At 41.4% G+C, this 18,414-nt stretch carries 24 protein-coding genes and 1 pseudogene; 16 read left to right on the top strand and 9 right to left on the bottom strand.

Translation table 11 applies throughout. The features are described from left to right. Positions 1-178 precede the first annotated feature (178 nt). The 7 genes from QUA78_RS01740 (at position 179) to QUA78_RS01710 (ending at position 5,599) form a co-directional block, all read left to right on the top strand. Positions 179-715: a phycobiliprotein lyase gene (locus tag QUA78_RS01740; protein WP_333307346.1), complete on the top strand. Its 537-nt coding sequence runs from the start codon at positions 179-181 to the stop codon at positions 713-715. Between the two features lie 54 nt (positions 716-769). Beyond that, on the top strand, positions 770-1,372 hold the full coding sequence (locus tag QUA78_RS01735) for a chromophore lyase CpcT/CpeT (protein WP_333307340.1): 603 nt from the start codon (positions 770-772) through the stop codon (positions 1,370-1,372). A gap of 223 nt (positions 1,373-1,595) precedes the next feature. Next, entirely contained in the window at positions 1,596-2,480 is an 885-nt protein-coding gene (locus QUA78_RS01730; protein WP_333398518.1) for a phycobilisome linker polypeptide, read from the top strand. 111 nt (positions 2,481-2,591) lie between these two features. Further along, positions 2,592-3,359: a phycobilisome rod-core linker polypeptide gene (locus QUA78_RS01725; protein ID WP_333307504.1), complete on the top strand. Its 768-nt coding sequence runs from the start codon at positions 2,592-2,594 to the stop codon at positions 3,357-3,359. Positions 3,360-3,589: 230 nt separating this feature from the next. After that, positions 3,590-4,357, top strand: coding sequence for a phycobilisome rod-core linker polypeptide (locus QUA78_RS01720; RefSeq protein WP_333303819.1), 768 nt, complete (start codon positions 3,590-3,592; stop codon positions 4,355-4,357). A 142-nt stretch (positions 4,358-4,499) separates the two neighbouring features. Beyond that, positions 4,500-4,805, top strand: coding sequence for a CpeR family transcriptional regulator (locus QUA78_RS01715; RefSeq protein ID WP_172186505.1), 306 nt, complete (start codon positions 4,500-4,502; stop codon positions 4,803-4,805). A gap of 104 nt (positions 4,806-4,909) precedes the next feature. Beyond that, a complete protein-coding gene (locus QUA78_RS01710; protein ID WP_333303818.1) occupies positions 4,910-5,599 on the top strand; it encodes a HEAT repeat domain-containing protein in 690 nt (229 codons plus the stop codon). A gap of 4 nt (positions 5,600-5,603) precedes the next feature. Here QUA78_RS01710 and QUA78_RS01705 read toward each other — a convergent pair whose 3' ends face one another. Then, positions 5,604-6,188, bottom strand: coding sequence for a phycobilisome protein (locus QUA78_RS01705; RefSeq protein ID WP_333303817.1), 585 nt, complete (start codon positions 6,186-6,188; stop codon positions 5,604-5,606). Positions 6,189-6,424: 236 nt separating this feature from the next. On the opposite strand from QUA78_RS01705, the gene QUA78_RS01700 reads away from it, so the two are divergent. Together QUA78_RS01700 and QUA78_RS01695 are read left to right on the top strand one after the other, a co-directional pair. After that, the gene (locus QUA78_RS01700; protein WP_333303816.1) at positions 6,425-7,159 is read left to right on the top strand and encodes a 15,16-dihydrobiliverdin:ferredoxin oxidoreductase; all 735 of its coding nucleotides are present in this window, start codon (positions 6,425-6,427) and stop codon (positions 7,157-7,159) included. A 7-nt stretch (positions 7,160-7,166) separates the two neighbouring features. Then, complete coding sequence (locus QUA78_RS01695; protein ID WP_333303815.1) at positions 7,167-7,919, top strand: phycoerythrobilin:ferredoxin oxidoreductase; 753 nt, start codon at positions 7,167-7,169, stop codon at positions 7,917-7,919. A gap of 7 nt (positions 7,920-7,926) precedes the next feature. Here the strand turns inward: QUA78_RS01695 and QUA78_RS01690 are convergent, their stop codons facing one another. After that, complete coding sequence (locus QUA78_RS01690; protein ID WP_333303814.1) at positions 7,927-8,751, bottom strand: pentapeptide repeat-containing protein; 825 nt, start codon at positions 8,749-8,751, stop codon at positions 7,927-7,929. Between the two features lie 218 nt (positions 8,752-8,969). Here QUA78_RS01690 and QUA78_RS01685 point away from each other — a divergent pair, with 218 nt between their 5' ends. The 4 genes from QUA78_RS01685 to QUA78_RS01670 all read left to right on the top strand — a co-directional run bounded on the left by QUA78_RS01685 (position 8,970) and on the right by QUA78_RS01670 (position 11,401). After that, on the top strand, positions 8,970-9,578 hold the full coding sequence (locus QUA78_RS01685; protein WP_333125530.1) for a phycobiliprotein lyase: 609 nt from the start codon (positions 8,970-8,972) through the stop codon (positions 9,576-9,578). 174 nt (positions 9,579-9,752) lie between these two features. After that, positions 9,753-10,025 carry a hypothetical protein gene (locus QUA78_RS01680; RefSeq protein ID WP_333303812.1) on the top strand — a complete coding sequence of 91 codons (273 nt, stop codon included), beginning with the start codon at positions 9,753-9,755 and terminating at the stop codon, positions 10,023-10,025. Positions 10,026-10,034: 9 nt separating this feature from the next. Then, positions 10,035-10,916 carry a HEAT repeat domain-containing protein gene (locus QUA78_RS01675; RefSeq protein WP_333303811.1) on the top strand — a complete coding sequence of 294 codons (882 nt, stop codon included), beginning with the start codon at positions 10,035-10,037 and terminating at the stop codon, positions 10,914-10,916. A gap of 8 nt (positions 10,917-10,924) precedes the next feature. Next, positions 10,925-11,401, top strand: a complete 477-nt coding sequence (locus QUA78_RS01670) for a DUF2656 domain-containing protein (protein ID WP_333303810.1) — start codon at positions 10,925-10,927, stop codon at positions 11,399-11,401. A 199-nt stretch (positions 11,402-11,600) separates the two neighbouring features. Here QUA78_RS01670 and QUA78_RS32745 read toward each other — a convergent pair. The 4 genes and pseudogenes from QUA78_RS32745 to QUA78_RS01655 all read right to left on the bottom strand — a co-directional run. Beyond that, positions 11,601-11,813 (bottom strand): annotated as a pseudogene (locus QUA78_RS32745) (CHAT domain-containing protein); the annotation flags it as partial. A 10-nt stretch (positions 11,814-11,823) separates the two neighbouring features. Then, a complete protein-coding gene (locus QUA78_RS01665) occupies positions 11,824-12,627 on the bottom strand; it encodes a hypothetical protein (RefSeq protein ID WP_333303809.1) in 804 nt (267 codons plus the stop codon). After that, entirely contained in the window at positions 12,628-13,722 is a 1,095-nt protein-coding gene (locus QUA78_RS01660; RefSeq protein WP_333303808.1) for a DUF3696 domain-containing protein, read from the bottom strand. It abuts the gene before it with no gap. Continuing rightward, the gene (locus QUA78_RS01655; protein WP_333303806.1) at positions 13,707-14,879 is read right to left on the bottom strand and encodes a DUF262 domain-containing protein; all 1,173 of its coding nucleotides are present in this window, start codon (positions 14,877-14,879) and stop codon (positions 13,707-13,709) included. Before QUA78_RS01655 ends, QUA78_RS01660 begins: the two co-directional genes overlap by 16 nt. A gap of 108 nt (positions 14,880-14,987) precedes the next feature. Here QUA78_RS01655 and QUA78_RS01650 point away from each other — a divergent pair, with 108 nt between their 5' ends. Further along, positions 14,988-15,152 (top strand): hypothetical protein, encoded by a 165-nt coding sequence (locus QUA78_RS01650; protein WP_333303805.1) that lies wholly within the window; start codon positions 14,988-14,990, stop codon positions 15,150-15,152. A 198-nt stretch (positions 15,153-15,350) separates the two neighbouring features. Here the strand turns inward: QUA78_RS01650 and QUA78_RS01645 are convergent, their stop codons facing one another. From QUA78_RS01645 to QUA78_RS01635, 3 genes are all read right to left on the bottom strand, one after another. Beyond that, positions 15,351-15,515, bottom strand: a complete 165-nt coding sequence (locus QUA78_RS01645; RefSeq protein WP_333303804.1) for a hypothetical protein — start codon at positions 15,513-15,515, stop codon at positions 15,351-15,353. 651 nt (positions 15,516-16,166) lie between these two features. Then, on the bottom strand, positions 16,167-16,601 hold the full coding sequence (locus QUA78_RS01640; RefSeq protein WP_333303803.1) for an MAPEG family protein: 435 nt from the start codon (positions 16,599-16,601) through the stop codon (positions 16,167-16,169). Positions 16,602-16,610: 9 nt separating this feature from the next. Further along, complete coding sequence (locus QUA78_RS01635) at positions 16,611-17,039, bottom strand: DUF6220 domain-containing protein (RefSeq protein WP_333303802.1); 429 nt, start codon at positions 17,037-17,039, stop codon at positions 16,611-16,613. Between the two features lie 191 nt (positions 17,040-17,230). On the opposite strand from QUA78_RS01635, the gene QUA78_RS01630 reads away from it, so the two are divergent. Continuing rightward, complete coding sequence (locus QUA78_RS01630; protein WP_333398515.1) at positions 17,231-17,974, top strand: LuxR C-terminal-related transcriptional regulator; 744 nt, start codon at positions 17,231-17,233, stop codon at positions 17,972-17,974. A 259-nt stretch (positions 17,975-18,233) separates the two neighbouring features. Next, positions 18,234-18,386, top strand: a complete 153-nt coding sequence (locus tag QUA78_RS01625) for a hypothetical protein (protein ID WP_333303800.1) — start codon at positions 18,234-18,236, stop codon at positions 18,384-18,386. The last annotated feature ends 28 nt before the right edge of the window (positions 18,387-18,414 follow it).

Here is an 18,414-nt window from a genome sequence, read left to right as displayed (position 1 = left end):
ACTAACTTGATGGTTTTGAATATATCTCTGGGGTGTTCCCTCTGTCTCATTCCTGAGAAACAAAGTAACAATTTGTTACTTTTGTGGCTAAAAGCACTTTTTTTGGTGGACAGGGGCGCAAAAAGTGGAGTTCTGAAGACAAGAATATTTTGGCTCTTGCCCCTGTACAATGTTTTCCATGAACAATATTAAGCAGTTTGTTGAAAATTCTCTAGGACGGTGGCGCTCCCAGCGCAGCGCCCATCATTTGACTTTCAGACACTTTGAAGCTGTGCAGTCAGTCATTGATATCGTTGCTATCTCACGGGACGATCGGGCAGTAATAGAACTCTGCCAATTGTATAATGTTGACCCATCCCAAGCAGTAATGCCTTTTCAAATGAGTTGGGAGGGTGAGTCAGATTGGGATGAGAATTCTGAGGTTAAGGGGAGTTGTATTCTTGTACCAATCCCCGATCCAAATGTGCCTAATCGTGGTAAGTTATTACGAGATCAAGGTTATGCTGAAACTATTGCCGCAGCAGGTGACTATCACATCACAGAGGATGGAACTTTTGTGCTGTTGACTAGCTACGAGCATGCCGCAGCGGAAGAAAAAATCTGGTTTGCTAATCCTAATTTACGGTTTCGTGTTTCCCTAATTAAAACCAGTGGAGGAAGTGGGGTAGTAACGGCATCATTTTCCTCAGAGATTCGTTCGCTTTCAGGGAATTAGTGAATTGCTAATTGCTAATTGCTATCAAAATTTATTCTACCTTTTTCTTAGCTTATGAATTCCGTTAAAAGCAATGATTTAATCACTTTAGCTCAGTGGATGGCTGGGGATTTTAGTAACTACCAACAATCCTTTGATAACCCACAACAATTTGCCCATATTCGGATATTTTTTCGTCCCTTACCATTTGAATTTTTCAATGCCATTGGCTTTTACTCAGAACAGGTTTACGATCACGATCTGTGGACTCCCTATCGTCAGGGAGTTCATCGCTTAATTGACCAGGGAGATCAGATTTATATTGAAAATTATAGCCTCGAAGACCCAATACAGTACGCCGGAGCTGCACGAGAATTAAGCATTCTCCAAACTATTAAACCAGATAGTCTGCAACGACGCTATCACTGTTCCATGATTTTTAAACGAGACGGTGAAATGTTTAGAGGCCGTGTGGAACCTGGAAACCTTTGTCTCATCGAAAAAAGAGGTTGTTCAACCTACCTAGTTAGTGATGTGGAAATTACAGAAACAACTTGGAGTAGCCTCGATCGAGGTCTGGATGTGAATAATCATCAACAGGTTTGGGGTTCGGCTTTTGGCTCTCTACAGTTTGAAAAGCGTCAAAGTTTTGCGATTGAGCTACCTCACATATTATAACTTATCGGCTTAATAACTTCAAGTCACATTCACCATGTATTACGCAAATAAAATGTACTACACTGCACTTCTTGCAATAAGTGACTCCGAGAAATACTTCAACCTATTTGTGTAGTACAAATAAGCTCCTAAATCAGGCTCAATGTTAAGTTATGTAAAGTTTTCTAATATAACGTCTAAGTATGGTAGTTTCTCATGTAATACAATTGTGGAGATTTTTTCAATGGTTTTTGGACCTGCATCTCGACTTGGAGTCAGTTTATTTGAAGAAACACCCTGTTTAGAACTGATTCCAGGACGTTCACAAGAAGAAGTAGAAACCATTATTCGTGCCGTTTATCGGCAAGTTTTGGGAAATGCTTACGTCATGGAAAGTGAACGAGCGACGATTCCTGAATCCCAATTCAAAAGTGGTGAATTCAGTGTGCGCGAATTTGTCCGCGCTCTGGCAAAATCAGACGCTTACCGCTCTCGCTTTTTCGATACTTGTCCTCGCTATCGGTTTATTGAACTCAATTTCAAACATCTTCTAGGTCGGGCTCCTGATGGCTTAGAAGAAATGAGAGAACATAGCACCATTTTAGATACTGAAGGCTTCGAGGCAGAAATTGATTCTTACCTCGACAGTGATGAATACCAAAATGCCTACGGGGAAAATATCGTTCCCTATTACCGAGGCTACAAAACCCAGCCAGGACAAAATATGGTTGGGTTTACTCATATGTTTGCTCTCTTGCGGGGAGCTTCCAGTAGCGACCTCAAGGGCAGTATTTCTGGAAAAACCCCTGTTCTGAATAAATTCGTGATTCAGCAAACCCCCCTACCCATAGTTCCCCCTTCAGGTGGTGCAGTTGGAGATGGTTGGGCATTCCAAGAGTCTGGTATCAATTCACGTACTCGTGCTGGATTAGGCGCCTCCACAGAAGGCAAAGTTTATCGCATTACTGTGACTGGATATCGTTCTTCAGCAACGACTGTGATGAACCGAGTCTCTAAATTTCGCTCTAGCAATCAAGCCTATCTCGTACCATTTGATAGGCTCTCGCAAGAATATCAACGCATCCACAAACAAGGCGGCGTAATTTCCAGCATTACTGCTGTCAACTAATAACCGCTCAAACTTCTGCCTTAACGGCTTGGGGAATTATCTCCCTGAGCGTGTTTTTCACAATCCCTAATTCCCTGTTTTGAAGCGTTATTTATTCTTAGGAGAAACTCAATGAGTGTCGTTTTAGATGCGCCAGTAGAACTTTGGCCTACCAGCAGCTCCGATGATAAACAGGCGGTAATTCGCGCTGTTTACAAGCAAGTATTGGGCAATCCCCATGTCATGGAAAGTGAACGCCTGACGATTGCAGAATCCAAGTTGTGCGATGGCACGATAACGGTACGAGAATTTGTCCGCGCTGTGGCTAAATCTGACTTTTATCGCAGTCGGTATTTTGAATCCTGCGCTCCTTACCGCTTTGTCGAGCTAAACTTCAAACATTTGTTGGGTCGCGCTCCTTTAGCTCAAGAGGAACTTTCTGAGCATATTTGCCGGTCTACCCAAGAAGGCTACGAGGCAGAAATTGATTCTTATCTCGATAGTCCAGAATATCAGGAAAAATTTGGCGAGAATACAGTCCCTTATTATAAAGGGGCAAAAAGTCAAGTCGGACAAAAGCAAGTCGGCTATAATCGCACCCTTTCCCTGTATCAAGGTTATGCAGGAGTTGATAGTGCTTTTACCGCTTCTCGCTTAGTAGATTTTGTGGCTGGCAATAGCGGTAACAAGATTACTTTACCAACAACAGGCGGTCGGATCAGCGCTTACAAAGATGCCACCGAAAAGACCTTCAAGATTTTAGTCAAGGGGTCTAAATTTGATAGTCCTCGCCGAGTAAGTAACACTGAATATCTTGTATCCGGTGCGAATATGACTCCGCAAATTCAGCGCATTCATCGTGCAGGCGGCAAAATTGTCAGCATCACAGAAGTTGCTTGAGACCTAGACTGATTCGCGGGTAGAGAAGTAAAGATTTGCTTCTCTACCCTCTCGGAAACAATCGCGATTTTTATCTTATCCCATCGCAATGATGAAAGCGATAACGATAGAAACAGAGAGTGTTCCTCTGTCTAGATAACAGATGCGTTCGCGTCTGTTAAGCTATTTCAACCAACAGTCACATCTTTTGACAGTCTCAATCAAACTTTAATTAACGTTAGGAAAAAACAATGTCCAGTTTAACAGCCTCTTTCGTCAGTGACCCCGTAGAACTTCGATCCAATGCAACCGAAGACGATTTACAAGTCGTCATTCGTGCTGCTTACCGACAGGTGTTAGGAAATGCTCACCTGATGGAAAGTCAGCGTCTCACCAGTGCCGAATCATTGCTTCGCAATGGTGATATTACGGTGCGTGATTTTGTCAGACAAGTGGCCAAATCCGACCTGTATCAGTCTCTATTTTTTAACACCAATTCTGCCTATCGGTTCATCGAGTTAAACTGCAAACATTTGCTTGGTCGCGCTCCTTTAGAACAGACAGAGATTGCCGATCACGTCCAAATTTGTAACGGTCAAGGCTATGAAGCCGAAATCGATTCTTATATCGATAGTGACGATTACACCCAGAACTTTGGCGAGAATATTGTGCCTTATCCTCGGAGCATTCGCAGCCAAACTGGTATCAAGAATGTCGGGTTTAATCGGATGCTATCTTTGCTGGGAGGATCAGCTACTAGCGATAGCAGTAATCAAGCTCAATTAATTGCTACGGTTGCGAGCAATCTGCCTCAGAAAATTAAACTTTCTAGCGTTGGTACCAGTGGAGCCTCTAGCACAACTGGTAAACGTTTTCGGATTACTGCTGCTAAGTCTGGTGGTGCTCATGTCAGAGTGAGCAATATCAGCTATGAAGTCAGCTATGCTCAAATGTCTAAGCAAATTAAAAATATTCAGAAAATGGGAGGCAAAATTCTCAGTATTACTGAAGTTGGCTAAATTTACCTAGACTTCACCTTTGTCTTCATTGAAGTTTGGTATCTCCTGCTTTCTATAGAGCGAGTTTATTATTCGCTCTTTTTGTCTGTAAAACTTGAAAATAAAAATAAATCACTCGGTTTTCAAGCTGAGTATCTGAAAGATGCTACCCCCAATAGCTTGTAAAAAAATGCAGGCTTGGATCAGAAGTCGTCACCTAATTTTTTCCGGTCAATTGCTAATTTTTGAAACTTTAGACTATCCAGCAGTTGAGCGATTTGAGGAATGTGTTAACATTCTAGGAGGGTGCTTAATTTCTGTAGAACCAGGCAAACGACTTTGGATGGGAAATCATCGACAAGTGATTCTCTATCAGGCTAAAGCCAGTTTGCATACACCTCATCATGAACTGCGACAATATTGGTTCAAGTACGGCTGTTTTCAGACTCGATTCGATCAAAGAGCTTAGCGATAACAACCGCCAAGGTTATTAAGTGTTAAAAGCTCTTTAGTTATTTGCAGACTTAGGCACTTTTTGGTTTAAATAAATAAAAATTATACTTGGTTGTGGTTATGGATATTCACGAAATCGAAACGTCTCTGAACAATCCTGATTTTCAGTATCGACTCAAGGCCGTCGCGGCTCTCAAGGATTATAAACCAGAGATTGCCGTTCCCTTGCTCAAGGGCAAACTCGATGACCCAGAATTCTTAGTACGTTCCTTTGTCAGCCGGGCATTTGGGACACAACAAACCGCCGATTCCTTCGCCGCATTGCTCCAAATCATGAAATTTGATAATACGCCGAATGTGCGAGCTGAGGCTGCTAATTCTCTTTCGCTTTTTGGTCGATGTGCTGCATCTCATTTAGTCTTGACTTTTTTTCAGGATGACCACTGGTTAGTTCGTCGTAGTATTCTGGCTGTTTTGGTTGATATGGAGTGCGAAAGCGAACTCTTTGAGGTCTGTATGGAAGCCTTAGCTGGCGAAGATAGGACCACTCAGGAAGCCGCTGTGGATGCACTTGGTACATTAGCCGGAACTAATCAGGAACAGGCTGCACTTTCTCAGTTATTAATGCTGGCTAATTCTGAGTATGAAGGTATGCGTCAGCACGTCGCATCTGCTTTGCAACATTTTGATGATCCGCAGGCTAAGGAAATCTTAAGTCAACTTCGGCAAGACTCAAATCATCGAGTCGTTGCTGCTGCTTTAGAAAATCTGCTTAATCAAAAAAACAGTAAGGAATCTGATACTGTTTAGTTGATTAAGCTTGATTAAATTGTTTTAACCCAGTGATTAAATGGTCAAAATAGAGGCTCAATAAATCCCGATCTTCAAAATTAAATTGCTGCAAGCTAACTGTTTTTAACTGTTCTAGTCCACAGAGCATCGCCGAAATAGGAACCCGCAATTCTTGATAAAGTAACTCCATATTTTTGAGTCCTTCTTGGCTAGTAAATTGAGGACTGTTAGCTGCAATTCCATAGGTGATACAGCGTAAAAACTGCCAAAAATCTCGCCAACAGGCTTCAGCACGTTCGGGAGGATAAAGTTCATTACCAAGCTCAGTGATATTGGGAAAGTCGGCTAATACCTTTTTCCTCGCATCTGCAACAATATTAGGAGCTTGCTCTCGCAATAATCGGGCTTTTTCTAGCATTAAAGAGAGATGAGGCTCAAGATTTTTAATGCGTTCTAAATCCTCATCAGTGAGATATCGACTTTGATCGTCAGCCTCTTGACAAATAGCAATTACTTCATCTGAATATAAGTTTTTCCAAGTGGCAAAACTGACAATTCTGGCTTGGGGAATTAATTGCTTTGCTCTTTCACTTAATTGCATAGTCATTAAATTACACATAATTGACTAGGATAGACTAAAATTATGAGGGAGTTTGTTAAGATTTATTACAGTTGCAGCAGTTTAATGACGGTTGGTACAGGGTTTTTCTTAGGGAATGCCGATCGCACAACAGAGTTTCGTAACGAAATATTACTTTGTTTGTCAAAAACAGAGACAAGATTTAAGGCAATCCCTTATGATTGTGTTTTGAGGGAAAGATTGAAGGAGCTAAATTTTAATCTATGTTTAAGCCGTTTCAGGAATTCTTAGAAAAAGAACTGTTTGGACGTTTTGCTCTAGAGAGTCGTCCCATTCCCTCTGGGTTGGAATCGGTGGTGAGTGAAAGAGGCAAAAATCCCGCCACTATTCAAAGTTGGTGCTATCAATGTCCCAAATTGCGAAAGATTCGTTACACATACATTGATGCTGGAGAAACGGCACAGATTTTCAATAGTGTCATTTATCCGAATTATAATTACGATCTGCCCTTACTAGGAATTGATTTTTTAGCCTTTGGACAGAAGAAAATCTTGGTGGTCTTGGATTTTCAACCTTTATTCCGCGAGCGAGCCTATATAGACAAATATATCGAGCCAATGAGCGCAATTAAGGATAAATACAAAGATTTAACGCAAGACTTAGAAATGAAGTTTTACGATGCGAACCAGTATTTTTCTAAGAACTTGCTATTTGCTAAAACTGATGCAGAAACGGTTGTAACTCGTTTGTTTCCAGCCTATCAAGAATATGTCCAGTTGTATTGGCAAATGCTAGAGCAAGCCTCCCCGCTTAACGCTCCCGAAGAGATGCAGCGGATTGTGAAGGCACAGAAAGATTACGATCAGTATAGTGCGGAACGCGATCCTGCATCAGGGCTATTCGGCAGCTATTTTGGGCATGAATGGTCAGAGCGATTTCTGTACGAGTTTTTGTTTGAAGATGCTGTTCCCTTAGCAGTTCCAGCGGGGGTCAGATAAGTTAAAAATGACTCTTTATCAGCCTTTCTTAGATTATGCTATCCCACTTCTAAAAGAACGACTTGACTTGGCTCCCTATCACATTCCGGCAGGTTTTGAACGGAAAGAATCTCTAACTGGGAAGGGGAAAAAAGAGCAGTTGGTGGTGACGACAAGTCATGCTTTTAAGTCCTCAAAATTACGGCAAATTCGGGCGGCTCATGTTGAGGGTGGTGATGCTCTCCAGGTACTTAATTTTGTCATTTTCCCCCAGTTAAATTATGACTTGCCATTTTTTGGGGCGGACTTAGTAACCTTGCCGGGGGGACATTTAATTGCTTTAGATATGCAGCCTCTTTTTCACGATGCGGCTTACCAGAAGCAATACTCAGAGCCGATTTTACAGATTTTCAACACTTATCAAAAGGAGTTGCCTTGGGGAGGAGATTTTCCTGACGAGGCAAAACCTTTCTTTTCTCCTGCTTTTCTTTGGACTCGTCCCAAGGAAACAGAGGCGGTGCAAACTACGGTCTTTGAAGCTTTTAAGGATTATCTTCAAGCTTATCTCGATTTGGTTGAGCAAGCGCAACCTGTCACAGATAGTCAGCGACTTGGAGAGATTCTTGAGGCACAGCGACGTTATATTAATTATCGTGCTGCAAAAGATCCGGCGAGGGGGATGTTTACGCGGTTCTATGGTGAGGAGTGGACTGAGGAATATATTCACGGTTTTCTGTTCGATTTAGAACGCCACCTTCTTGAAGTTCAACAATCAGTGTAAATTTATCCTACCGAGAGCCAAGACTCTGAGCCGTATTGTTACGAGTAAAGGCATTCCAAGTTCCTAATTCTTTGGGATCGCGACTGCAAAGCATGGCTTTCATCTCTTGGGTGAGTCCTTGTGCTAGGGTAAAATCAGCGCCAGCAATACTCTTTAATTGCTCTAAATTTGCCCCGGTTAAGTCAGCCGCTCGTAAATCCGCTCCTTGTAATTCGACTCCAATTAAGATAGCATTCCGTAAATAAGCACCAGTCAGAAAGGCATTCTGAAGACTCGCCCCACTTAAGGCGGCTCCCTCTAAATTTGCCCCTGTTAAATCGGCTCCACTGAGATAAGCACCTCGCAGATTACAGCCGTGTAAATCTGCGCCTCTGAGGTAAGCTGTGTTCAAAAAAGCTCCACTGAGATTGGCTTGGGGACCAATAGCTCCCGAATTTTTGTAATTGAATCCCTCTGGCCACAGGGTATGAGCATCATATTGAGCTAATTTTAATTTTGCCTCTTGTAGCTTGGCATCGACTAAATTACAGCCCTGTAAATCTGCCCGAAAAAGATAGCTTTCTTGTAAATTCGCTCCACTCAAATTGGCATCTCTGAGATTGGCCCTTCGTAAATCAACCCCTTTGAGATTTGCCCCTTGCAAATTGGTTTGACTGAGGTTTGCCCCAATCAAGTTTGCTCCACTGAAATCAATACCGGATAAATCCATCTGGCTGAGGTTGATTCCCGGGAGGTTGGTTTGAGCTAGACTTTTGCCTTGCTCAATAGCTGGTAAGATTTCTGTTACAGAAAGGGGTTCCGAGAGGAAAGACGAGTGTTGACGAGGTGACATTATATTTTTCTGAAAATTTATTGATCGAGTTGCTCAAAATTGTCCTGTGTCATTTATCCTAGAATTTGAAGGATTCCAGACTGACGTTTGTTTATTTTTCTTAACCAAAATCAGATCTGATTCCCAGTTCGGCTAAGCTCAGGTCAAAGCCGAAATCTCCGTTTTTAAAGGAGATTTGTCTCAATCCCTCTGATTCCTATCGCTAATTTGACACAGAAATGCTGCTAACACCACCTATGACTATGATGGATTTCTTTCGCAAGAGTGAGGGCGTTTGGTTTACTCAGCGAACAGTCCATAATTTTGATACTGCTGCGGCTGATGAGTCGGGAGAATCCAATGTCATCGTTGACGTCTTGTCAACAGATGATCCCAGAATTTTAGATGTTTGTCAACAGCAGAATGTCGATCCCGCTTTAGTTAGTGGGGGATGCAGTTTTATGTGGCAGGATAATTTAGATGATACAGTCCCGAATGAAAACTATGCTGCTATTCTTGTAGATGTGCCTAATCCTAGTAATCCGAGAACGGGCAAGTTTCTGCGAAATCGAGGCTATGTTGAAGGTATTCCTGTCATCGGTGTTTACCATTTTGCGGATGATGGGGTGTTGACTATTGAGACGGAATATGAGACTAATCAAGGACAGGAACGCTGTTGGTTTATTAACGATCATTTTCGGGTACGGGTGATGACTGTGCAGATGATAAATGGGGTTAAACAAATGGCATACTGTTCTGAGCGTCGTTGTGTTTCTCACTCTGCTTTAGAAGAGATGTTAGAACACAATCGCTTGAGGTTTTCTGGGGTGGGTGTGCTGTCACCTTAAAGCACAAATATCCCGGCGATTGCAATCGAGCGCTGCTACACACACACAAAGTCGAAATATCCCGGTGATTGAAATTGCGGTTACATAAACAAAAAATATCCCGGCGATTGCAATCGCGCGCGGCTACACACACAAATTTCGCCTAGGCGGACTAATTATTAAACTATCAAAACTATGTCTGAAAACGAAGAATTTAATCCATCGGATGCTGATAATGAGGAAACTGTTGCTAATTCAACAGAGACTAATGTTGAAGAATTGGCAGAAGTAATTGCTGAATTTGAAAAATATCGCGAACGTTTGGTTAATGAAACGATGACTGCGGCACAAAAGGCAAAATTACCTCAGAAGGCGGCGATGGCTAAAATTGAGCCGGAACTTGCTAAGATTGATGCTGGACTGGAGACTCTTCGCGCTCAATTGGCGGCTCTAACTACTAATAATTAGGTGATGATTATGGTCAATTCTAATGCTCAAGCGGAGGTCGACCCAATTTTATTGGCTCAGGCTGAAACAGATGCTTTACTGCGAAGGGTTACGGAACAAATAGACTTAGATACTTTCGATGCTAATGATGCGGAAACTTTGCACCTTCTGGTTGAATGTTTGGGAGATACGCGGGGGATGACTCGACTGCGTTTCGCGGAAACTTTGGCTGAAATTGGCGAAGCGGCGACTCCTTTTTTATTAGATGCTTTGGCAAATCATGTTAATCCGGTTGTGCGGCGTGCTGCTGCTAAAACTCTGACTTTGATTGCCGATCCGACTGCGATTCCTCATTTAATTCATGCTTTGTTGAACGATAAGGATACGGTGGTTAAGGGTTCATCAATTGGGGCGTTGGCGAGGATTGGGGAGCCGTCTGTGCAGGCTTTGTTGGATATTTTAGGGTCAAGTGATTTGCCAGAGAGTACGATCGGTCATGCGGCTTGGGCGTTGGCTTTTATTGGGGCGGGGGCGAAGGAGTATTTGTATCAGGCGATCGCGTCTGATTCGCCTGTGGTGCGCGGTGCGGTGGTAGGGGCGATCGCCAAGGTTGCACAGGAAGAACCGAAGGATGAATTATTCGAGATTTTGGTTAAGTCTCTGACGGATGTTGATGTTGATGTGCGTTGTGAGGCGGCGGCGGCTTTAGGAAATCTGGCTTATAAACCTGCAATTCCTAATCTGATTGAGTTGCTGGAGCGTGGTGATGGGGAAACTCGCAGGGCGGCGGCTTTGTCTTTGATGAAAGTGGGCGATCGGGCTGCGATTGAACCGCTACAAGCTGCATGGGAAAAAGAGTCAGAAGCGGCGGTTCAAGGTGTGATTAAGTTGGCGATTTCTCAAATTAAGTAACTAAAAGTATGACTGAATCGCGAACGGGGCGGATGTTGCTTTCTCATAATTTTGATCTGCCCGAGGGTGTTTTTCCCACCTTAAGTAGGGAAGAATTTACTCGGGTATTTGCTGAGGGTTTAAGTCAATATCCTGAGATTAAGTGTCGTCAATTAAATCACGGTCATTGGATGGTAGAAGTTTTATTTTCTACTAATGCTTTTTCTCCGCCTCAAGTGGGAGAATTTTGCGCTCAAAGTTTGGTGGATAAGCGGATGAGTCAGGGGAAAACTGATGATTCTTTTCCTGATATTTTGATTTTAGCGGGATTGAAGAAGACTCCGCCATTGACTAGCGATGCTGAGGCGCTGCAACCGGGAGAATGGGGGGTGGATGTGGTGGAAACTCAGTCTGCTGAGAGTTTTTTGATGGCGATGGGGTGGGAGGAGAAAACGGCAGGGAAAAGTATTGAGGATGTTTTTAAGGTTGAAAGGAGAAAGGGGTAAAGGGTGAGTGAAGGTGCCACGATTTGTTCCTAGTGAACTACAATGTCTGGCATTTTTCCGTGAGGATATAACTCAACCCCCATTTCTCGAAACTTCAGAGTTTTATTGATAACGTTTATTAGTCTGTTGGTAACAATCATGATATTAACTGTTTTGAATCAGTTTAGCAATATCTTTATTAGATTTATCTATTGATGAACTATTCGTAAAAATGAATCCTAAAAATAGCCGTCGAGACATCATTCACCGCCCAGAATGTGCCTAAGACATTGCGAGCAACTGCAAAGAAAAACCCGGCCAGAATGCTGAGATACTCATCGCTGGTAGTGCTAATATCGGTGATACCCGTTTCACAGACAGATAGGGCAACTAGGCGACATGGCCGGAAGCGCAGGTTAAAGATTTCTGGTAATGTGAGACATTCATCTTAATAGTTGATTTCTAATGAGATCGGGAACTTGCGTTTCCTCAAGTGGAAATCCATGATAAGTGAAATAACCCTCTTGATTAGGGGCGTTGTCTGGATGAAATATATAATACCGATCTTTTTCTCGATGATATCCATAACGTCTATTGCTATTTTCACTACTACATTCGATAGAATTATCTAAAATTTTTTGAGCTTCTTTATCCGTTAAATCCATCGGAGTATGGGGTTTTTGTGAATTTCCTTTAGCTTGGTGATGATGTTTCGGATTCAATTTATAAATAGGTCGTATTTTTTTCGCTTGTTCAACGGTTGTTAAGTTATGAATTTTAATAATTTTTAAAGATTGATAAATACCAAATTCAACATGAAGATCTTCTGACGCAAAATCAGGAGCATTTTGTAAACTAATTAATTTTTCTTGTAAATAAGCAACGCACAATAAGGAACTTGTGGATAAATCTTGCTTGTTTAAGTAACATTTATGAGATGCAATAATTTTTTTAAAATTATCTTGTAAATCTATAAACGGCCCCTTCCTAATAATTCGTAAAAAAAACTTAGCAACTGTTCTTTTCTTTTCATCATTAGAGTTAAGTGTTTGAAATAACCATTCATGAATAGTTAAATTTTGAGCCAGTTTTTGATTTGAAAAGTTACTATAAGTTTGTATAGGATTATCCCCTGTAATGGGTTCTATTTCTTTAATAAGTTTGTATAACTTTACGATCAATTCATCAGCTTCAAAATAATCTTTAGCTTGACCAATAAAAGAACATTCATTAATCACAAACTGCATTTAGAGTAACTCCATTAAATCTTTTTCAGCTTGATCAAAAAATCCATCTGGCCATTTATCAATTCCTCCATCTTGATAAATACGAGGTGATATTATTTTAGTAATGGCTTGATCTTTTTGTAAATATCGATCAAAGTAATGTAATTGAATATCTTCAGGTTTAACGCCCCTACGAACCGCTAGACGAATCCCATTCAAAATGTGATCGCTATGAGTTTCAACAATAATTTGAACACCACAACTTGCCGCTAATGCTAACAATTCACCCATTTTTGATTGTCCTTTTGGATGTAAATGCGCTTCAGGATTTTCGAGTAAAATTAGCGTGTCAGGGGTCGCGGATAGCAAAGCAATCAAAATGGGCAAAGTATAAGTAATTCCGAAACCTACATTGGTTGAACGATAGCGTTTACTGAGTCCATAAAAATATTGTAAACTAACAATATCCACTCTTGGATAAGATTCTATCTCAATTCGTGTTCCTGGGCTAATTTCTCCGATCCAAGCTTCAACTTGAAGTTTTAAATTAAGTAAATTTTGTTCGGGATGTGCTAGATTTTTATTGGCAATTTCTTCATCTTCATAAATAGAAAGAAAATGAGGAGCAAACTCTCCCTTATTACCTATTTTTTTATGCTGTTTAACTTGAAAATATGACGTTTCAAAGTAGGGTTTAGGAGAGATTCTTTCGGCTTGAAGATAGCAAAAATTATCAGTAAAAAGACTTGATTGATAAATATTATCAGAAACTTCAGGATCTGAATATTTTTTAATAACATCAGCATCATAATCATCATAGTTAAAGACCCATTTATTTAAGGTGTTATCATGGTCTAGTTCAAAAGTTATAATGTCTTCTTCTGCTCCTTCAAATAAAGCATCTTGAGCCGTTCCAATACATACTAAATCACCGTTCAACGCCAATCCAATATCAGGTAATAATTTTTGTTGATAAGATTGACGAAGTAATAATAATGATTGTAATAAGCTAGATTTTCCGCTACTATTTAAACCAGAAAGCAACGTTAATGCTCTTAACTCAAAAGATTGATTTTCAAAAGGTTTAAAGTTTTTTAAGGTTAAGGATTTGAGCATGATAAAACTTCCTCGATCATTTTGTTAATTTTAGAAAAGCGGTATTGGACTTTATTAGCTGCTTGAGAAATAGATTTGAGAAAATCAGGATCACTTTCCATTTTTTGGATAAAAAGTTCTTTTAATTTTTCTTTTTTATTAATTAATGTTTCAATTTCTTGTTCATTTAATTGGCTTAATGCAACCGACCAACACTCAAATAAAGCTTTATTAACAGGAGATTTTTTAGAAGAATTATTTAAAATTTTACGAAAAGTATCTTCTCCAAAAATATTATAAGCTGCTTTCATTCCTATAATGAACTGCTGTTCAAGTTTTTTTTCTAAATTTTTATCAATTTTATTGAGTTTTTTCATTGCTTCATGTAAAAAATAATTTCGACCTTTCTTTGTTGGATAATCTTGATATTTAGTTAGTCTAAAAGCAATGAAACCGAGGACAAATTCATGATCGTCTAGACGGTTTTTTCTATTTTTACTCAGATTAGTTACTCTTTTAAATTCAGAAAGACTAGCTAAATTTTTCAAAATTTTATTAGCCTGACCGGGATTGATTGCTTGACGAAGCTCTTGATTGTTTAATGGCAATCCACCCGTATTAATTCTTTGAAAAATTCTATATTTAACTTCATCAGGTGTTCCGGGTTCAATTAAATAAAGGGTTAATTCTGTTTCATCTATTCTCCGTTGATAATCACGCGATAATTGGTTGTAAGTTTTATTATCTAGTTCATTACTCAGAAATTCTAATCCAGTTAATTTAAGTTCCCGATCTAAAATAAAACTTTTAAAGGTACTAATTCTTTGTAATCCATCTATAATCAACCATTGAGTATCATCCGTTGCATCTATATAAAATGCGGGAAGGGGAATACGAATTAACAAAGATTCAATTAGACGACTTTGGGCTTTACGGTTCCAAATATTTGGATTGCGTTGAAAATCTGGAGCTAAATTAATTTCCTCATGCTTAATTCTTTTGAGAAGAAGATCCATTGTCATCTGTTTTGTCTTAACTCTAATTTTTGTGGGATCAAAAAGTTCTATTTCTTCTTCATCTTCATCATTTTCTGAATTCTCATCATCAATCTCATCCTCCCAATCGGTTTCTTGAGCAAGCATCTCTTTTTCTCCATCTTCAATCTCATTGATTGTCATAATGATTATTCCTCAATATTTAGCTTGTGTGGGATACCTTTAGAGGTAAAGTACCACTCGATAAGTACGGTTTGTTCGTTGACTAATGCCTGAATCTCCTGGTAGCGGATGGGTTGGACTTTTTGCTCGAAGCGGAATTTTGGGTCGTGGGGGGTGGAGGTGGTGGGGGAGGAAACAGCTATGCTGCGGCTGTCGTCGTTGGAGGAACGGTTGTCTGGGGGGGGAGGCGCTACTGTCGCACTGCTGCTGGAGGTTCCACCACTGTTGATATAAACTGTCGTAGCGTTCCCAGATTTGCGGGGAAATTCCTTGGGGTTTCAGGCGGGTAGCGGCAAGGAGTAAACCCACCCCGTCACTGATAGGAGGGTGAATCGACCGGATATGATATCAATCACGACATACATTTAAAGTAACGTGGGCTGGCAAGGATGTCAATTGTGGCTTACATCAACGACTAGACGACAGGGCGGATTAATTGCCCTGTCCCGCTTCCACCCCTGTTTGGACAACCGGAGCTACTGCACTCCCGCTTATTGATGGTGTAACTTTTTTTGTCCTTTTTCCTTTGTCCTTTTCTGCCTTTGCTTCCTTCATTTCACTATAGAGAATGACTTTGAGCAATTCGCCATGAATCATTGCGATTTTCCTAACTATCACTCCGCTTATAATTCATTACCAAATCCAACCAAAATCAAGAAATCGTCGCTGATTCCCGCACATAAGAATCCACAAATTCATCTGCAGGGAAATGTGGTGAGAACTTCTACACAACGTCGATATTGCGATGCGAATCGCTTCCTGGAGTTGAGGGGTTCGTTGCTCTGGCGGTTCCTGGGCTGCTGCAATCCACGGTTCATCCACATGGGAAAATTCCGCCCAAGATCGCGATCGGTAACGATATCAGCCGGATGAAAATGCTTCTGGGCCTCAAGGAATTTCCCCAAACCCCATTTTTAAACCTAATTGGGGGGTTTTCTTGCTAGGTTTTTTGCCTATAAGAACCCGATCGAATCAAAACTTGCGATCGTGCGATCGCCCTTGACAAAGATCGGACTCTTCGCTGAATAATCAGGCTAGAAACTAAGAGAGCGATCGCACGCTCATTGAAGGGCGATCGAGCTACTGGTATTTTTAAAGTATTGGGTATTGCGATCGCCAGCTAACGAATCGGTTCAGTCGCAGACGGCCCCGCAAGACCCCGAACACACACGCAGAAACAGGGCGGGCTTTCGGCTGCACGCTCATTGTTCGCTGACTGTTGATAACTTCTAGCTCATTTGAGCGAGGTTAATCAATTGTGCCAAAGTGGATAAGTGCTGCGCGGATCGCGATGAACCACACCGCGAGCGTGGCAAATAGGTAGAGGTAGAACCGAAGTATGATGAGATTGAATGTGCAATGGACAGCACTATGCAATGTGCGAAACACAACGAAGACCCACGCGGCGTTCACATACACTGTATCCACCTGCTTTGTGATGAACAGGTATAGGACAAGCGCATAGAAAAGTACCGGAATCTCGAACAGGTTTTTTAGGTTATCCGATGGATTGGATACGCTTGGTGGCGAAATTTGTGCCAGTGTACCCGGTATAGCAAGTTCATTCGGGGTGAGCTTTCTACTGGTGATAAAACTGATACGGCGGATGTACATATACACCCAGACTAAGAGTGTTAGAAACACTGTTGCAAAGAAGGGACTGAAAATTGTATCTTGCGTCATTTCTACCTCTCAAATTTGATTGTTCTGATAGTTTGTGGGCGATAAAGTGCGCCATATGCGATGTACAAGGCTTGAAGAAACATAGAGTAACGTAAATCCAATTAGAGGATGGAGTACCTCTAGGTGAAGAGGACTTTTGAGATGAATGCTGGCAAATTGTAGTCCAAGCAGCACTGGCAAACTTGCGGCGAGATGTCGTATTCTGCGTGAGAATGGGGCGATAAATGACCATCCCAGTAATACTAATGACAGCCCACTGTACCCTCGCACTAGCCAAACATGAATATTCCACCATGCAGGATTATTGAAGTAGGCAACTCCAACCGTTAATAACTGAGCAATCAAGCAGAGATTAAAGATGATTGATGTCACATAAAAGCCGATCTGTATCCAAGGTGTGGGAGTGCGATCGCGATCGGTTTCCAAACTTGTTGTCATGTCAAGTTGCTTTTGAGATTACAAGGGTAATATAATTCGAGTATTGCAATGCTTCTAGACCTCGATCGGGTACTCTTTTTGACAATCAAGCAATTTGGTTACAAGCCCCCGAATTCATCCGTGGGGTCAATTCTAAAATCTAAAATCTAAAATCTAAAATCTAAAATCTAAAATCGGTTGACGCCATGACCATGACAAGTCCCTTGCAGCTTTTATTTGAAGCGATCGACCACGTAAAGGACGAACAAGATTTGCGATCGCACGTCCTGCCTAAAATCGGTGAGTATTTTGCAGCTAAACGATCGGGAATATTTTTCTTCGATCAACTGCCCTTGGTAGATAGCAATCTTCAGAAAACATTGCAAATTGGACTATCAATCGAACATAATCCTGTTGTACGTTATCTAGTGGAGCGTCACGCTCCTGTCCATGAAGCATTGGTGGCATCTCCCAAGGTTTGGACAATAATTTGTCCCCGACCCGATCATTGGCACGTGATGGCGGGGCCGATTGTCAGTCGCGGTCAATTAATGGGTGTAGTGGGTTGTACGCGCGATCGGTCAATGCCCGCTTTCGATACAGAAAATCTAGCCGATTTGAGTGCGATCTGTTTGCATTTGTCTGTTTGGGCTGCAACAGTACGCGCGGCGAAGCTATCCCGTAGGGAATCGCAACACCAACCTTTCAAAACCTCACGCCTAACGCCTCGTGAATTGCAAATTGCCGAATTGGTTGCTTTGGGGCGAACCAACGCAGAAATCGGGAGGGAACTTTGGATTACTGAGAATTCAGTGAAGCAAGCTTTGAAGCGAATGTTCCGTAAGCTTGAGGTTTCGTCTCGTGCACAAATGGTTGCACAGCTTTCCGCGACAAAAAATCATTTGCCAAGTGTAAAAATGTCTCCATCCAACTTGATGCAGAACACCCACCAATAAACTTAACGCTAGAAACACCGAGAGCGATCCTCTTCGAGGGCTTCGCTAACGCACCGAATTAAAGAGCGATCTACTGGTATTTTTAAAGTATTGGTATTGCGATCGCGCTCGCTAGCTAACGGCACATTAAACAAAGTGAAAAGACTCTATTGAGTCCGTTTCAACTGAAATATTGCACCCTTCTCGCTTAACAGGCTTTTCGACCTGTTCCACAAAAAGTAAGTGAATTTTTTTGTGGGGTGGGCAGGAGAACCCGCCCGTGAAAGGGTTATTGCAACTGGTGCAAGATATCAGTTCCAATGAGTTGGTGCGATCGAGAGGGCGATCGCTAGCAACCTTAACTCATTGTCTCAATCTTTCACCGCTACATCCGATCGAGCTTAGAATTTTCATCCCTAGAACGAAACACTAGGTATTTGTTTTTTATTGACTGTAAAAAT

The organism is Microcoleus sp. K4-B3, from assembly GCF_036704615.1.
Lineage (GTDB): Bacteria > Cyanobacteriota > Cyanobacteriia > Cyanobacteriales > Microcoleaceae > Microcoleus.
The sequence above is the reverse complement of the archived record's forward strand: the minus strand, read 5'-3'. Positions and strand labels throughout refer to the sequence as shown.

Coding starts and splice junctions, on each gene's coding strand:
- QUA78_RS01740 (WP_333307346.1), top strand. CDS start 179: ATGAACAATATTAAGCAGTTTGTTGAAAATTCTCTAGGACGGTGGCGC.
- QUA78_RS01735 (WP_333307340.1), top strand. CDS start 770: ATGAATTCCGTTAAAAGCAATGATTTAATCACTTTAGCTCAGTGGATG.
- QUA78_RS01730 (WP_333398518.1), top strand. CDS start 1,596: ATGGTTTTTGGACCTGCATCTCGACTTGGAGTCAGTTTATTTGAAGAA.
- QUA78_RS01725 (WP_333307504.1), top strand. CDS start 2,592: ATGAGTGTCGTTTTAGATGCGCCAGTAGAACTTTGGCCTACCAGCAGC.
- QUA78_RS01720 (WP_333303819.1), top strand. CDS start 3,590: ATGTCCAGTTTAACAGCCTCTTTCGTCAGTGACCCCGTAGAACTTCGA.
- QUA78_RS01715 (WP_172186505.1), top strand. CDS start 4,500: ATGCTACCCCCAATAGCTTGTAAAAAAATGCAGGCTTGGATCAGAAGT.
- QUA78_RS01710 (WP_333303818.1), top strand. CDS start 4,910: ATGGATATTCACGAAATCGAAACGTCTCTGAACAATCCTGATTTTCAG.
- QUA78_RS01705 (WP_333303817.1), bottom strand. CDS start 6,188: ATGACTATGCAATTAAGTGAAAGAGCAAAGCAATTAATTCCCCAAGCC.
- QUA78_RS01700 (WP_333303816.1), top strand. CDS start 6,425: ATGTTTAAGCCGTTTCAGGAATTCTTAGAAAAAGAACTGTTTGGACGT.
- QUA78_RS01695 (WP_333303815.1), top strand. CDS start 7,167: ATGACTCTTTATCAGCCTTTCTTAGATTATGCTATCCCACTTCTAAAA.
- QUA78_RS01690 (WP_333303814.1), bottom strand. CDS start 8,751: ATGTCACCTCGTCAACACTCGTCTTTCCTCTCGGAACCCCTTTCTGTA.
- QUA78_RS01685 (WP_333125530.1), top strand. CDS start 8,970: ATGCTGCTAACACCACCTATGACTATGATGGATTTCTTTCGCAAGAGT.
- QUA78_RS01680 (WP_333303812.1), top strand. CDS start 9,753: ATGTCTGAAAACGAAGAATTTAATCCATCGGATGCTGATAATGAGGAA.
- QUA78_RS01675 (WP_333303811.1), top strand. CDS start 10,035: ATGGTCAATTCTAATGCTCAAGCGGAGGTCGACCCAATTTTATTGGCT.
- QUA78_RS01670 (WP_333303810.1), top strand. CDS start 10,925: ATGACTGAATCGCGAACGGGGCGGATGTTGCTTTCTCATAATTTTGAT.
- QUA78_RS01665 (WP_333303809.1), bottom strand. CDS start 12,627: ATGCAGTTTGTGATTAATGAATGTTCTTTTATTGGTCAAGCTAAAGAT.
- QUA78_RS01660 (WP_333303808.1), bottom strand. CDS start 13,722: ATGCTCAAATCCTTAACCTTAAAAAACTTTAAACCTTTTGAAAATCAA.
- QUA78_RS01655 (WP_333303806.1), bottom strand. CDS start 14,879: ATGACAATCAATGAGATTGAAGATGGAGAAAAAGAGATGCTTGCTCAA.
- QUA78_RS01650 (WP_333303805.1), top strand. CDS start 14,988: ATGGGTTGGACTTTTTGCTCGAAGCGGAATTTTGGGTCGTGGGGGGTG.
- QUA78_RS01645 (WP_333303804.1), bottom strand. CDS start 15,515: ATGATTCATGGCGAATTGCTCAAAGTCATTCTCTATAGTGAAATGAAG.
- QUA78_RS01640 (WP_333303803.1), bottom strand. CDS start 16,601: ATGACGCAAGATACAATTTTCAGTCCCTTCTTTGCAACAGTGTTTCTA.
- QUA78_RS01635 (WP_333303802.1), bottom strand. CDS start 17,039: ATGACAACAAGTTTGGAAACCGATCGCGATCGCACTCCCACACCTTGG.
- QUA78_RS01630 (WP_333398515.1), top strand. CDS start 17,231: ATGACAAGTCCCTTGCAGCTTTTATTTGAAGCGATCGACCACGTAAAG.